At 48.6% G+C, this 14704-nt stretch carries 10 protein-coding genes; 6 read left to right on the forward strand and 4 right to left on the reverse strand.

Annotated elements, in window-relative coordinates; all coding sequences use genetic code 11:
- Nucleotides 1–553 precede the first annotated feature (553 nt).
- From AC1S5B_RS18910 to AC1S5B_RS18935, 6 genes are all read left to right on the forward strand, one after another.
- On the forward strand, nt 554–1159 hold the full coding sequence (locus AC1S5B_RS18910) for a hypothetical protein (protein WP_171576387.1): 606 nt from the start codon (nt 554–556) through the stop codon (nt 1157–1159).
- Between the two features lie 3 nt (nt 1160–1162).
- Nucleotides 1163–1936, forward strand: a complete 774-nt coding sequence (locus AC1S5B_RS18915) for a peptidylprolyl isomerase (RefSeq protein WP_482037251.1) — start codon at nt 1163–1165, stop codon at nt 1934–1936.
- Nucleotides 1936–5022: a peptidase domain-containing ABC transporter gene (locus AC1S5B_RS18920; protein ID WP_482037252.1), complete on the forward strand. Its 3087-nt coding sequence runs from the start codon at nt 1936–1938 to the stop codon at nt 5020–5022. Before AC1S5B_RS18915 ends, AC1S5B_RS18920 begins: the two co-directional genes overlap by 1 nt.
- 23 nt (nt 5023–5045) lie before the next feature.
- The gene (locus AC1S5B_RS18925) at nt 5046–6515 is read left to right on the forward strand and encodes a beta-barrel domain-containing protein (RefSeq protein ID WP_171576384.1); all 1470 of its coding nucleotides are present in this window, start codon (nt 5046–5048) and stop codon (nt 6513–6515) included.
- Between the two features lie 217 nt (nt 6516–6732).
- A complete protein-coding gene (locus AC1S5B_RS18930; RefSeq protein WP_482037253.1) occupies nt 6733–8085 on the forward strand; it encodes a hypothetical protein in 1353 nt (450 codons plus the stop codon).
- A gap of 44 nt (nt 8086–8129) precedes the next feature.
- On the forward strand, nt 8130–8795 hold the full coding sequence (locus AC1S5B_RS18935; protein ID WP_482037254.1) for a hypothetical protein: 666 nt from the start codon (nt 8130–8132) through the stop codon (nt 8793–8795).
- Nucleotides 8796–8852: 57 nt separating this feature from the next.
- Here the strand turns inward: AC1S5B_RS18935 and AC1S5B_RS18940 are convergent, their stop codons facing one another.
- Genes AC1S5B_RS18940 through AC1S5B_RS18955 form a run of 4 tightly spaced genes read right to left on the reverse strand, consistent with a single transcriptional unit; the run spans nt 8853 to nt 14693 of the window.
- Nucleotides 8853–10391, reverse strand: a complete 1539-nt coding sequence (locus AC1S5B_RS18940) for an FHA domain-containing protein (RefSeq protein WP_482037255.1) — start codon at nt 10389–10391, stop codon at nt 8853–8855.
- Between the two features lie 51 nt (nt 10392–10442).
- A complete protein-coding gene (locus AC1S5B_RS18945) occupies nt 10443–12170 on the reverse strand; it encodes a hypothetical protein (protein ID WP_482037256.1) in 1728 nt (575 codons plus the stop codon).
- 29 nt (nt 12171–12199) lie between these two features.
- Nucleotides 12200–13648, reverse strand: coding sequence for a WD40 repeat domain-containing protein (locus tag AC1S5B_RS18950; protein ID WP_482037257.1), 1449 nt, complete (start codon nt 13646–13648; stop codon nt 12200–12202).
- The gene (locus AC1S5B_RS18955) at nt 13614–14693 is read right to left on the reverse strand and encodes an ISAs1 family transposase (protein WP_482033858.1); all 1080 of its coding nucleotides are present in this window, start codon (nt 14691–14693) and stop codon (nt 13614–13616) included. The genes AC1S5B_RS18950 and AC1S5B_RS18955 overlap by 35 nt, the downstream gene beginning before the upstream one ends.
- Nucleotides 14694–14704 lie beyond the last annotated feature (11 nt).

Genomic DNA, 14704 nt, shown 5'->3' on the forward strand with positions numbered 1-14704 from the left:
TGCAGAATGGTTGCTAAGCATCGAGTTTCAGCAACTAGTCCGAAGAGTCTTAGTTCGTAACAGAGAACGGTCCCAGTTTGACATTGATTTCATCTGGTCTGATACTCCACCTGAAACTCAAGATTTTCTGCACCCTTGTTACTGGTATTTCAGTCCGTGTGTTCTCTCTTCTCCAAAGTCAGAATCGCTCTCAGTGCTAGTTATCGTTTAACGTTTTCCTTGCGCCCCATTAGCTCGGCTCTACCAATCCAAGCAAGTTTAGCCAACCACACACCAGGGTTGGCTTTTTCATCTTTAAAGGGAGACAATATAATTAATACAATCACTTTATTTTGTTTTTAAAAGTATTAGATCTCTATCCAGCGAGTGATTTAACCAAACTCAATGTTGCGTTTAACTAATTTATAGAAAAGCCGTTTGAATTCGTCTATCTGACTCGAATTCAATTCCCCACCCTGAAAGCTACCCAGGGCAATATTCATGTCCTCCAGGGCATGAATTTTTTTTTAAGTATCTCCACAAATTTTCGATCTATTTTTTCACGGAGTTTTGTATGAAAAGGCGAATTGTGTCCTTCTTGGCTATTGCTGTTGTCAGCTTTATCATCGGCACTGCTTGGAAGGTTTATCCATCCCTAACTGCGGCAGCTAGTATATTTTCATCTCCTTCTGTCGCTCAAGCTCAACCAACGTCCGCTCCAACATCCAGTAGCGCTGTTGATTTGGTTAACCAGGCACAGCAATTAGCGAAACAAGGCAATTTCTCAGCCGCGATCGCTACTGTTGACAAAATCCAACCCGCTAATCCAGAGGAAGCTAAGACGCTTCTGCAAGTTAAACAGCGGTGGGCAGATGAGGTTTTCAAGCAAGCCTTGAACAAATATGAGCAGGGGGATGTGAATGGTGCGATCGACCTGGCTGAAAGGATTCCTGCTAATACTCCAGCGCAGCAGCAATATGCCCAGGTGAGAAAGACCTGGTTTAAGAATTCAACGGTCTTAGAACTGGCTGAACAATTCCATCAAGAACGCCGCTGTACTACAGCCCTGTCAACAATTTCGCTCATTCAAGATCCTGCATTGCTAGGGAGCCAAAGAGTTCAAGACTTGAAGCAAGCGATCAACTCCATGCAAGCTGCGAATCCTCAAGCTCAAAGTTGAAATATGGAAGCCTGCTTAAAGATTGGAAATCACCTGCTAACGGGAGAACAGCTTGTATCGTCTCTGGTGCGATACAAGCTACTGGAGTCACTGATTGGGCATGTGGTTCTAGATGATGTCTTACCCCAAGTTCGACTGACCCAGGAAGAAGTTGTTCGCGCGCTTACTGGATCAGCTCAAATGCCAGAAGATTTCGATCAGTTCTTAGTTCAATGGTGTGAGAGCAAAGGCGTTTCCCCAGTGTATGTAAAGACGGTTGTTCTGAGAGATTTGCAAGTCAGAAAGCTAAAAAGGCTACTGTTTGCAGATCGGATTGAAGCTGAGTTTTTGCGGCGGAAGCAGGATCTAGACCAGGTAGAGTTCCGACGCATCAAAGTCACAGACTTAGCACTAGCAGAAGAGCTATATTTTCAAATCCGTGACGATGGCGCAGATTTTGCTGTATTGGCACAGCAGCATTCACAAGATTTTGAGCGACATACCGGAGGATTAGTCGGTCCGGTTCGATTTTCAACTCTCCCTAATGAAATTGCCAGTTTGTTTCGGAGTGGGCAACCAGGAGAGGTGTACAGTCCTGTTCAGGTGCAAAGCAGCTTTTGGATTGTCCGACCTGAACAGTTTATTTTTGCTCGTTTAAATGACTCGGTGCGAACGGAATTAATTGAGCACCTCTTTATGGAGTGGCTGCAATCGCAAATTCAATCGGTTAAATCACAGCCGAACGGCGTGCAGGTTCAAGGCATCCTTCCCAGTGCGACAACTAAAGGAGCAGTCTGATGACAGGGATCGATTCACGACAGTCGCAGCTTGACTCATTCATCCCCAATTTCTTTAGCGTTTATCCATTTTGCCGATTACCAGCAGATGTTAGAGGGCAAGTCGCTTCTAGACTAACGCTTTGCACGTTCCGTCTTGGAGAAGTCATTCACAGAGAAGGGGAATTGCCGCCCGCCGTCCATTGCGTGGTTCAAGGGCAAATTCGGCTGTTGGGTTCTGCGGCAGCTAAAAGCCCCACGCTATCGGTAAAAGGGGAGGGCGCGGTAGTAGGGTGGGACAGTCTCCTACGGCGGGTTGCGAATGGATCTGTACGGGCAGCCGGAACAGACGAAGTGCTTACCTTAGCATTACCAGCCGATGATTTCGAGCGGTTAGCGATCACCTATTTAGAGGAGGCATTGACTGAACAGGTGACACAGATAGAACTCTATGACACGTTGTCCCGGTTTCTATCGCTATTTCCCACCAAGCTGGATATCAACATCAAGGAGGTCGCTCGATACACCGAACAGGAGCAGATGGCATTGGTCATTCACTGGTCTCCGCAATCGGTACACTTAGAAACTCAAACGCTGCGACTCCCTTCTGAACGAGTGTGGCTTGTGAGTGGAAAAACGAAACGAGTAGAAATCGGAACTCCCATCACGGTTCGCGTTGATTTACACCCACCCAACGGATCACCGTTTCCACTCCGACTGATTGGCATTGACCGCAACTTCTTAGCGGCTGTCGTCCTCAAAGGCTCACTCCCAACATTAATGGAAGTAGAAGAGGATGGAGTGACGATCCCCGTCGAACCAGAATTGATGTTGGAATCGCAGTCGGCGATCGCTCTGGTAGAGGCACAAGAAGCCCTGGAGCAAAATCTTAACCGAGGCGAAACGAAAGAACTTAAGCAGCTCCTGAAAAATTACCCGGTTCACTATTCCAGAGAATTTGATCCAGTTGAAGATTTGGTTGCTTGCTTCTGGATGCTGGCAGATCGGCTAAAAGTGCCGTTTCGCCCAGATCTTTTGCGGCAATGGCTCCAGCGTCGGGAAAATGTAACCGGAGACAGTCTGCTATTTTGCGCCTGGGTAGCAGAGGCAGTGGGATTAAAAACACAGATTATCAAGTTTGTACCGACCGCTGCTGGCTTAAAACGCTTACAGTTTCCGGCTTTGATCATGCAGGATGGAGTGCTGACACTTCTGTATGAGTTGACTCGCAACAACGGAGTCGTCGTAGGGTCGCCTCGGACAGGCATTGTCATACTTCCACCAGAAGATGTTGCTGACCAAATCGCGATCGATAGCATTGAATCTGGTACTCCGGTCAGCCAAGCATTAATCGTCGAGCGACACGCACAAACGCCACTCAAGCAGTTTGGAGTGAGTTGGTTTTTACCAATTCTCAATCAGCATCGTGGCGTGTTGATGCAGGTTCTGATTGCCTCTGTGTTTGTGCAGCTTTTAGGGTTAGCCAACCCACTATTAGTTCAACAGATTATTGACAAAGTGATCATCAATAGTAGTGGTGCGGCACTTCCCATGTTTGGGATTTTGATGGTTGCATTTTCGTCCTTAGAAGCGATTTTAACAATACTCCGCTCCTATCTACTTTCGAGTACGACCAATCGAGTGGATTTAGTGTTGGGAACGGTTGTCGTTCGTCATTTACTAAACTTACCGTTGAATTTCTTTGAGAAGCGTCCAGTCGGTGAACTATCCGCACGTTTGTCAGAACTAGAGAATATTCGGCAGTTTTTAACCAGCACAGCATTAACAGCAGTACTGGATGTTGTGTTTTCACTCCTCTACGTTGGAGTGATGCTGCTTTACAGTGTTCAACTCACGATTTGTGTGTTGGCATTTGTTCCGATCGTGATTGTCCTGACCTTATTGGTTGCGTCCATCCTGAACAAGCAAATTCGGATTAAAGCAGATCAAAATTCAAGAGTTCAATCCTATTTAATCGAAGTTCTGGGTGGGATTTTTACGATCAAGTCTCAGAACATGGAAGGTTTGGCACAGGCGACCTGGCGAGACCAATACCTGCAATATTTAGGCACCAGTTTTAAGACCGGGATGATTAACACATCATTCGGTTCCTTAAGCAACCTGATCAACACCTTAAGCAGCCTACTAGTGCTGTGGATTGGAGCTGAATTAGTTCTCAAAGGAGAGTTGACGTTAGGGGGATTAATTGCCTTCCGCATTATTGCCGGGTATGTTGTGGGTCCGATGGTGCGATTGTCAAGACTATGGCAACGGTTCCAGGAAACAGCCCTTTCGTTGGAGCTACTGACAGATATTGTAGAAGCTCCAACCGAGGTGTTGCCAGAGGATGAAAGTAATGTCGCGCTACCACCCGTTGAAGGGTGGGTGCAGTATGAAGCAATTAGCTTCGGCTTCAAACCGGGGCAATTGCAGTTATCCAACGTCAGCCTGGACATTTCCATTGGCTCATTTGTTGGAGTTGTGGGTCAAAGTGGCTCTGGTAAAAGTACGCTGGTCAAACTCCTGCCTCGGCTGTACCTGCCGAATGCAGGCAGCATTTACGTTGATGGGTATGACATCAGCAAGGTAGACCTATTCTCCCTGCGAGAACAGATTGGCATTGTCCCGCAAGATTCGATTCTGTTTGAAGGAACTATCCGGGACAACATCACTCGATTTGACACATTTGCCGATGAAGACGTGATTGAAGCGGCGAGAGTCGCAGATGCTCATGACTTTATCATGCAGATCTCCAATGGCTACAGCACTCAGGTTGGGGAACGGGGAGCAAAGCTCTCTGGTGGGCAACGGCAGCGGATTGCGATCGCTCGAATGGTGTTGCGAAATCCTCGCTTACTGATTCTTGATGAAGCCACGTCTGCTCTGGACTACAACACAGAGCAACAAGTGTGTCTGAATTTGGCAAAGAAATTTAAGGGGCGCACCGTTTTCTTCATCACGCACCGTTTGAACACGATTCGCCATGCCGATCTCATTGTGCTGATGGAGCAGGGATGTGTGGTAGAGCAGGGCACTCATGCGGAGTTGATGGCGTTACAGGGGCGCTATTTTTGCTTATCGGAACAGCAAAAAACCGAAGCTGTGTAGTTGTGTAGTCAAAGGGGATTTCTATGAACAATCGTTGGAACAACCGCTGGTTTAGAAACATGGTTGGGACACTGCAAAAGCGATACCAATCAACCATAGAGACAGCAGAGAAAGCGTTGGATAATCCCGCGTTGGATTTGCCACTCCCATCCAAGATTTCTCGGCGTACCACCACAATCATTGTGATTGGGTTGACGTTAGCCACCGGATGGGGATTTCTTGCCAGGGTCGATGTGGTGGTGTCCTCACGCGGCAAGTTGGAGCCACTTTCTGCATCGCAGGCAATTCAATCCCGCGCGGGCGGAATGATTACCTCGATTCAAGTCCGAGAAGGTGAACAGGTTGAGAAAGACCAGTTGTTGATGCAGATTGACAAGAAGCCCCTGCTGACCCGCAAGGATGCGCTCTCCCGGCAATGGGATTTACTGGTCAAAGAGGTCGAAGTGCTGCGGGCAGCCAGGGAAGGGCGCTTTGTTCTATCGGGTGAAGGGCTTTCGCCTGAGTTGCGGAATCGGGTCCAAGATCGGCTGTTACTCGTTGCTCAAATTACTGGAGATGGCAGTGGTTTAGCTCCGGCACAGCATCAACGGTATCAACTGTTCCGCCAGCAGTTACAGAAGCAGGTCTCTATCAACTCAGTCAGAGTGTCTGCCCTACAAACACAAGTGTCTGGGGCAAACGCTCAACTCTCAACCACATCGGGGCGATTGAAGGTCGAGCAAGAAATCGTCAATCGGTTGCAGCCGCTGGTCAAAGCAGGAGCGATTTCCCGCAACAGCTACTTACAAAGGGCATTAGACGTTAGTAACCTGGAAAATCAGGTGGTTCAAAATCGCGTACAGAAAAGTGAGCTGATGTCGAGCGTAATGCAGGCACAAGCCGATGGGGATCAAACGATAGGGCAGTTCTTTCAAGGACTCCAGCGGGAATTGGCAGCGATCGATACTCAGATTGATACCGTCATCAAAGATGACCAGCGGCAACTGATTCAAATCAGCGCTCAACTGGATCAGACCAACCTTGACCTGGAGCAACAGGATTTACGCTCCCCTGTTACTGGTGTTGTCTTTGATTTAGGACAGAGAGTGCCAGGTGTTTTGGCACAACCGGGGCAGGTCTTGCTTCAGGTGGTTCCAAACGAGTCGCTGATCGCACGGGTGCAGGTGGCAAACAAGGATATTGGGTCAATCCGGGAAGGAATGCCCGTAGAGGTGAGAATTGATGCGTTTCCATTTACCGAATTTGGATCGGTGAAAGGAGTGGTTTCCAGGGTTGGCAGCGATGCTGTGCCCATTGACCGCACGGGACAAACAACCGCTTTTCCGGTGGAAATTCGTTTAGATCAGCAGTTTTTAGAGAAGCGGAGTGAACGATTCAATTTAACTCCTGGCATGGCGACAACCGCCAATATCAAGATTGAATCAAGAGCACCGATTAGTTTCGTATTCGGGGAAATCGTCCGAGCATTCGACGGTTTACGATCGGCTCGATGAGCAAATAATCCTACTTTTTCTAACAAGAGATAGAGAAAGTATTGCTTGTAGGATGATACGCTCGAATCACGGAATATTTCTATTACTGTTACTCTCTCAAATCCCGCTAGTTTCGCTATTTCGTCAGTTCTAGTCAATGGAGCGCCTTCTATGGCGCATAGTTTACGCTGAATGGTTTTTGTACTTTTCTACCTAATCACGTTCATGGAGGCTTCTCATGATTCTTCTAAATCGGTGGACCCTGGCGAGTTTGCTGGTTATTCTCGCAGCGATTACCTATGGTGTGACGCAAAACGATGGACAAGGAAATGTTGCCAGCAATGATATTTCTTTAACTGATTCTCCTGGACCAGTGCCTCAAGACCTGGAAGACACGTATGAGTCGCTCATTGGGCAGGCGCAAACGGAAGCAAAGAATAACCAGTTTAAACAAGCTATTTTGAACCTGGAAGGGATTCCAAAGAACAGTCAGCACTTTGCTCACGCACAGCAGGTCAAGGATGAGTTTTCACAGAGTTTGCTACAACACGCCAACGACAAATATCAGAAGGGTGATATTCAAACTGCTTTAGCCATGCTGGATGCAGTTGCCCCTTCTAGCACCAGTTCTTCTCAAGCCAAAAAACTGCAAAAGGATTGGGGTGAACAGGGAGAGCAGTTTGAAATGGTTCGCACGGCGATCGCCAAAAAGGATTGGCATAGTGCGCTCAAATCACTCGATCGATTGAAGGGAATGCCCATCTTCCAAAGCGCTCAGGTACAGCAACTCCTTCAACTGGCAACCGATCATTTAGGGCAACCTGACAAAATCACAACCAGGACAGCCGTTGCCAGGATGCCCGCTTCTACTGATAGCGTTGTGACCGCACAAGTCTCCACAGAGCCAGCCACCGTCGGCAGTGAAATAGACAACGCATTAGCGGTTGATGTCAAACCGGCTGCGATCTCATCGGCTCAACCAAAACAGATATTAGTCTCAACAGTTCCCATTCCCGCGACTGCCCCGATCAAAACGGTTGCTACAGTGCCCACGCCTGCTTCTGAAATCGTTGCAATAGTTCCTGTTTCAGAGAAAGAACAGACTTTGGGCGCAACGGAAAAGATAAAAGTACAAACCGTGAAGTCTATTGATGGGATGACTTCACATCGAGCATTCTCAACAATGGCACGGGAGCAATTTACCACAATCCCTATTGAAGATAAACCTTCATCAATTCAAGAACGAATGGCAGCGTTTGATCAACTCAGAGCGAGCGTGACGCAAGAAGGAACAACACCTACCACTATGCAAACAACGACTGTCATGACAGCGTTCAGTCCGTTTGATTCGTTGCCACAGCCCAAAGACATAGACAAAGTTTCTCGGCATTTGGGAAACGCCGTGACGCTGAGCACATTTACAGATTCACTGCTGAGAAATCGTCCGCTTCTAATTAGCCCTGCTTTCAACACCACCAGAGCAATGACGATTAACAGCAGGGCACCTAAAGTTTCGGATGCGTCAACGGTCAGAGTCGATAGCTCTGATTTGCTTGGAGGCATGGCAGGCAGTCACGACGATTCAATTTAGGACATTCAAAAACAACGTCACCTTTTACATTTGAGGGAAATCTTATGGTTGTGGTCAGATCTGTTCATCGGTTGAGTTCAAGTTTGTTTCACCTTTTAGGTGTAGGAATGTTACCTGGCTTTATTTTTGGACTGCTGCTAGTGCCTGTTGTACTGAATAATCAGGTCAATGCTCAACAGACGCAACCAGCACCAGCACCACCGATTGGCGAACAAATGGTTACAGACGGTCAAGCAGGTACTCAGGTTAAAACAACCCCGATTAAGCTAGGAACGGTGTTGCCGGGAATTCTCGACAGTAGGGATGCCAAGTTGAACGGATACTACCTGGAAGCCTACAAATTTTCTGGACAAGCGGGTACTCCTGTTCAAATTCAAGTCAAAGGGAGCAAGGACTCTCGCAAGGTAAACAACTTAAGCCTGACCCCTTACGTGTTGCTATATGGTTCTGGCAACCGGTTGATTGCCAGAACAAACGCGGCTCCTGGAACCGTTGATGCGTTTATCCGCATGAAATTGCCGGAAACGGGCGAGTACACGGTCGTTTTTACAGGGACTCAACCGCAGAAGGCTGGTCGTTATTGGTTAGCCGTACAATATGCTCCTAGCGATTTAGCCCCATCGCTAACAACTGAGCCACAAACCAGTGAGCGTCAAGTCTCGGCGGTTTGGCAGTCCAAACCAAGTTCATCGGATCAGTCTAATCAGTAGCCATAATGACGATAGATGCAAAAAGTGGAAGTGTAACACCTCCACTTTTTGCATCTGTTACGCTTCTACAGCAACTCGACCAACGGGAGCTGCGATACAGGCAAGTGTATATCCTGCCTCTTTGTCGGCTGAAGTAAGGTTTGTAGGGGCTGCTTTATATTCAACCGACCCTTGAGCAACTTTAACCTTACAGGTGCCACAAGCACCCATCCGGCACGCTTTAGGGATTGAAACTCTTGCCTCTTCCGCCAACTCCAAAATGGAGCGATCACGATCGCCAGCAATCTCTTTCTGAGACTTAGTGAACGTAACCACGGAAGCGGAATCAGGCTGATTCTCATTTAAGCTACTGCTATTACTGGTGACGATCTGAGTCTGTCCTTGATCCTGCTGGATGGGTACATGCTCCTGCTGGGCGCTCTCCTCAGCCCATACATCGTCTTCCGTTGAGTCTGGAGCTTCTTCAAATGCCCTGAATCCACCAAAGCTCTCCTGGTGATAATTGTCCATTGGGAAGTTAAGGTTTTCCAAGGTTGAACAAATTTCTTGCATGAAGCCATCAGTACCACACACGAAAACAGAACGTTCATGCAGATCGGGCGCAGCAAGCTGGAGCATTGCTGGGGATATTCGCCCTTTGTGCCCTGCCCATGACACTCCGGGACGTTGCCGGGTCACCGTAATCTCCAGTTGGAAGTTCGGCATGTGTTTGTCGATCAACAGCAGCTCGTCGTAGAAGGGAATATCCTCTGGAGTGCAGGCGCTATGGAGAAACACAATATCAATATCGGCAAAGGAATCGTAAGCCCATCGTGCCATTGACATCATGGGAGTGATGCCGGAGCCTGCTGAAATCAGGAGCAGCCTGGATGGAGCATCCGGTAGAAAGGTGAAACTACCTAATGGACCACCCAAAAGCTTCTGACGATCGCCCACAATCAGGCTGTCATGTAGCCAGTTAGAAACAAGTCCTGGCGGCACATCAGGAGTACTGCTGGGCACTCGCTTAATCGTCAAAGCGAGAGAGCCTGGACAGGTTGGAGACGATGAGATGGAGTAAGGACGGATCACCTGCTGTCCATCAATTTCAACCGCTAAGTTAGTAAACTGTCCTGGCAGGTAGTGATCAAACCGAACGGCAGGCTCTGCGACAAAATAGAACGTTCGGACATCTGAGGTTTCTTGAATAATGCGACAGCAGCGCACGGTGATTTCTTCAGCCGTCCAGGTAGATCCCTGTAAATGGCTTGGCATGATTGATGGGACTGAGAGGTCAACTGGTTCGAGTTCTTCAATATGCAGGTAGGTCTCTGCAAGCTGGAGTAAGTCGCCAAGCTGGAGCAATTCTCGTTGATTAGGCTGTACGTCTTTGCCATTGACAAACGAACCATTGCGGCTGCCCAGATCAACAAAATAGTACTCCCCCTCGGTGAAATGGATACGACCATGCACACTGCTAACAACGGGACTATCTAAGATCAGATCACAGGTGTCGCACCGTCCGATGATCCACTCGGTTTGTCCAGGGTATTTCTGAGGGAGTGCGTATTCGTTGAATACCTGCTGCTGAAAGTTGACTGATTTGAATTTCATCATAAGAAAATACCCGCACTAAATTGCTTGAACAAATCAGATTGCTGGATGGTGTTACCGTCGAGACCGACCGGGTGCCTCACCGAAGGTGATAGTCTGGTTACGATCGCGCCTTCTCCGCAAGGTTTTGGCAACCGTTTCAGAGTCAGCAGGAGTGGAGCTTGTCAGTTCCTGCGACACTAAAAGACTGGGTTGGGTAAGAGCAATTGATTCCATCGCCTCAAAGTGGTCTGAATCCTTGAGATCGAGGTCTTGCCGCAACTTACTAAAAAACTTCAAACTGTTCAATTCACTTACGACCTGTTGACTCAGAAGATCCTGAACTACCCCGATATACGCCTGAAGCCGTGACTGCTTGGACATCTCAGGCAACAGTTTGTCTAACGCCTTGACCAACGTATAGACCTCGTTCGGACTTAAATCTTCAAGCGATCGCCCTTCTAGCATGGAGGGGTCTAGAATCTTTCGGAGCTGCTTTCGGAGACTGGTTGCCATGCGTTCACGTTCATATTGAGCATGACTCCGATGCAGGGTTCTCAGTAACCATGCAAACCCCAAGGCGGCGATTAATGCATTGAAACCATAGAACAAGACTGGATGCAGCCGATTCACCCAGGGACGTGCCCCAAAGGTGAAAAAGGTCCAGAAGGACACGGCTGTAAAGACGGTGAACATAAAATGGCGTGCTTGCTCTGATGAAACAGGTCGCCCCTGAACCGACTGGAAGTTGCACCATCCCTTCTCAGCCAGTCGTCCAATCCCCACAAAAACAGCTACAAAAACAACAAAGGTGAGTGGAGCGGCAAAGAGCTTAGGAATGGGAATGGCTAACCCATTGAAGTAAAACCCTGGATCAAACAGGTGAGTCATCTGACCTTGTTCCCGTGTCCAAGCGCCAGAGAAGTAGTAGCTCCAATCCCCGGAATACAGCCAGTAGTAGAAATAGAAGGCGATGACTGCCCCTAAGTAGCCGTAAGCGACCACATCTCGTCCGCGATCGTTGAGTCCTGCCCAATAGGAATCTTCTGCATCAATGTCAATACAGTGAGATTTGCAGGCAACACAGGCACCTAGTTCTTGCCCTGTCTGTGGGTCTACAGTGCGGCACATGGACTGGGTGATTGCAGGCTTGGGCTTAAGGTGCGCTTCACTGCCTAAGAGCGATCGCGGACCTGTATAGACCAATTGCACGGGTGCCATTGGGCAGAAGTAGTTGCACCATGACTTTCCGGCGTACAGATAGCCCACTAAAACTGCACAGAGCATAGTTCCTAGTAGAAACAATCCCAGCACCGTGCGATCAGCGTTAACAAACAGCAACCGGGCTGACAGTCCTGCAAGAAATAACCCAAACTGCACGTACAAACGGTTACGACCTAACCAGGAATTGTCTCCAATGGTGACGACCTCCCATCGAACATTTCCGGCAACATCAACGACTTTTCGCTTGCGCTGAATACCCAATGCGCGTGGGATTTGGGAAATGAACGAAAGCGGACAAATGCGCCTCCAAAACTCATGACCAACAGATATCAGAATCAAAATAGCGGCTGGCACGATAATCGTCCACCAAATCATGGCACTCATATAGCGAGGGTCTTGAACCACACACTGCCCTTGAATCTTGGGGCATTTGGTTGGGTCCAGATAAGACGATGGATCAAGCCGAAATGGACTCCAGGTTGTGCTGGAGTCTAAAAAGAATTTTGTAACCGGGTCAAAGTACAGGGATGCAATGAGGAGCAACCATCCAAGGGTCAACACCCATCGGACGCGATGCATTGTTTTCTCTGATGTTTTGCTTAACATGACTATTTCCTAAGCATTGATATTTCCCAAACTTTGAACCGTTGATCCGAATCACTGGTGATAAGGTATCGGTCTGAACAACGAACGGTTTTCATATCCAATGGATGAGGTGAAGTGTCTCGCTCGACGCGAGATAAGACACCTGTTTTTTTGTCCCAGATTCGCATTCCATCTGAATGAACCGTGACCAGGTGTTGTTTTTCAACTCGCCCGGTCATTGCCATGCCAGATTCTTTAGGGAATACCCGTAGGAGTTCGCCGCTATCTAAACTCCAGGCGATCGCCCGATCCTCCCCCAGGCTGTACAGAGTTCTGCCATCCTCGCTGACGAGCAAATGATTGATCTTCCCTTTATGCCCTGCGAATACCTTTCGGAGTTCTCCAGTCCGCAGATCCCAAACCTGGACCCGTTCGCCAACCGCAGCGATCACCAGTTGCTGAGTAGGTGCAAATGTTACAGCCGTCATGGGTGCGCCCAAGTCTGCAAAGGTTTGCAGGATCTTTCCGGTGCGGACATCCCAGATTTTCAACACCTGGTCAGATCCACCACCCGCAATCATTTGAGCGTCCGGGCTAAAGGCGACGGCAGCTACCTGAGTCTGATGATCATTGAGGGTCTGAACCAATCGCCCAAATCGCAGGTTCCATAAGTACAACGACTGGTCTTTACTGACAGCTAATAAATCACCATCAGGACTCACAGCGATCGCACTCACGGTATGAAGATCAACGGGATTCTCAACGACCAAATCGTGCTTGAGCGTTAGTTTTGTTTGATTGGACATGGGCAACATGGACGCGATCGCTTCGCTCATCTGCCCACCCCGCACCGAGAACTGCCAAACACCGACGAACCCGACTGTCGTGATCAATGACAAAACTCCTACCGCTGTAGCCCATTGAGGAGACACAGACAAGGCAGGAATGCGGATTTTAGCCCATTGGCTGCTGGGTTTAGGGGCTTTGGTTGATTGTTGTAGATCAGCTAGCACCTCCGAGGCTTGACGATAGCGGTCTTTGCGATTGACACACACCAACTTGTTTAGAATTGTGACCAGACGCGAATCGAGTGGCGTTTTTAAGTAAGACTCCCACTCAATTTCACCAGACGAAAGGTTTTTCTTGAGCTGCCGGGGATGAATTCCGGTTAAAAGTTGAATAACCGAAACACCCAAGGAATAGAGATCGCTGCTGAAGTCAGCTTGTCCCTGTTGTTGCTCCTCCGGCATGTATCCAGGAGTACCGATCGTCACAATTGCTTCAGTCGTTGGGTCAGAGGGCGACTGCTTTTCCTCAATCACCGCAGAATCATTATTCAGCCATTTGGCAGCACCAAAGTCGATCAAGACAATCCTGCCGTCTGTACGCCGAATTAAGTTACTGGGCTTGATGTCCCTATGAATTAGCAGGGCTGATTCATTGGCAGAAGGAAAATAGGCGAGGGATATCATGAGCAACCTGTCGAATCGCCTGAGTCAAAGAGTCAAACCCATGCTGCCGGAAGAGATTAAGGGCAAAGGTTCGCACAATTGCCATATTAATCAAAGCGTGACCCTCACACAGTGGAGTCGTATCTTCTTGAAAGACCACATCTTTACACCAGTGGAGGCGATTCTCAATGTGCCAATGCTGCCGGATACGACGGGCAAACTCGGCGGCATCGGTTGCCAGCGAACTGATATAAAACACCGTCTGTGAAACGGGTATGCCTGCTCTTAGTCCGGTGCGTTCGACCCGAATCACTCGTTTAAGAGCGACCCAACTTGGGTCAATGGTGGCACTTGGCTCCAATACACACACACGGCGTTGGGTTGAGCGATTGCGCGTCCGCTCTGAGTCCACGTGACAACTGAGGGGAGACGAGTGTTCAAACTGCTGCTGGATTTGGGCTAATAATTTGGGTTGATTCCCTTTGATGGCAATTAAGTAGTGGTTCTGACTGGCTATAATTTGCTGAACTGTTTTTTTTTTGGCGTGCAGGGCATCAAAACTAAAACACACCCCTTGCAACTGAAGGTGCTCCAACAAGGTTTGTACCGTTACAATTTCACTACTCGTTTTGTTGTGCATGGATTGCACCCCAACGACCAGTCCCAGTCGAGTGCTGACCACCGACACCACACTGACAAAATCTTGATACGCCTGGTCGTAATCTCTCAGACTGACTCGGATGCTCTTGCCGTCAACGGCACAAGCGGCTTGCTCTTCCAGCTCAACCGTTTCCTGTGCCCATTGATTGAAAACCTCGGTTAACGCCTCAAAGTCCACTCGCACCAAAGCGCGGCGAATCGTCGAGTAGCAGGGTAACCGCTCATAGGGCACTTCGAGTACCCCTAACAATTGGGTTTGATGGCGCTCCACAAAGCACGCGATCGCTCGATACCCCACACACCCGCTCATCGTTGCCATCAGTACCAGCAACAAAATCACCCACAATGGATACTGGGGTTGGGTTCGATAGTCTCGTACTTGTTTGAGAGCATCAATCAGGCTCATGGCTAGCTAGG

It is taken from the genome of Leptolyngbya sp. CALU 1928 (assembly GCF_056784215.1).

Coding starts and splice junctions, on each gene's coding strand:
- AC1S5B_RS18935 (WP_482037254.1), top strand. CDS start 8,130: ATGGTTGTGGTCAGATCTGTTCATCGGTTGAGTTCAAGTTTGTTTCAC.
- AC1S5B_RS18950 (WP_482037257.1), bottom strand. CDS start 13,648: ATGATATCCCTCGCCTATTTTCCTTCTGCCAATGAATCAGCCCTGCTA.
- AC1S5B_RS18920 (WP_482037252.1), top strand. CDS start 1,936: ATGACAGGGATCGATTCACGACAGTCGCAGCTTGACTCATTCATCCCC.
- AC1S5B_RS18940 (WP_482037255.1), bottom strand. CDS start 10,391: ATGATGAAATTCAAATCAGTCAACTTTCAGCAGCAGGTATTCAACGAA.
- AC1S5B_RS18925 (WP_171576384.1), top strand. CDS start 5,046: ATGAACAATCGTTGGAACAACCGCTGGTTTAGAAACATGGTTGGGACA.
- AC1S5B_RS18915 (WP_482037251.1), top strand. CDS start 1,163: ATGGAAGCCTGCTTAAAGATTGGAAATCACCTGCTAACGGGAGAACAG.
- AC1S5B_RS18930 (WP_482037253.1), top strand. CDS start 6,733: ATGATTCTTCTAAATCGGTGGACCCTGGCGAGTTTGCTGGTTATTCTC.
- AC1S5B_RS18910 (WP_171576387.1), top strand. CDS start 554: ATGAAAAGGCGAATTGTGTCCTTCTTGGCTATTGCTGTTGTCAGCTTT.
- AC1S5B_RS18945 (WP_482037256.1), bottom strand. CDS start 12,170: ATGCATCGCGTCCGATGGGTGTTGACCCTTGGATGGTTGCTCCTCATT.
- AC1S5B_RS18955 (WP_482033858.1), bottom strand. CDS start 14,693: ATGAGCCTGATTGATGCTCTCAAACAAGTACGAGACTATCGAACCCAA.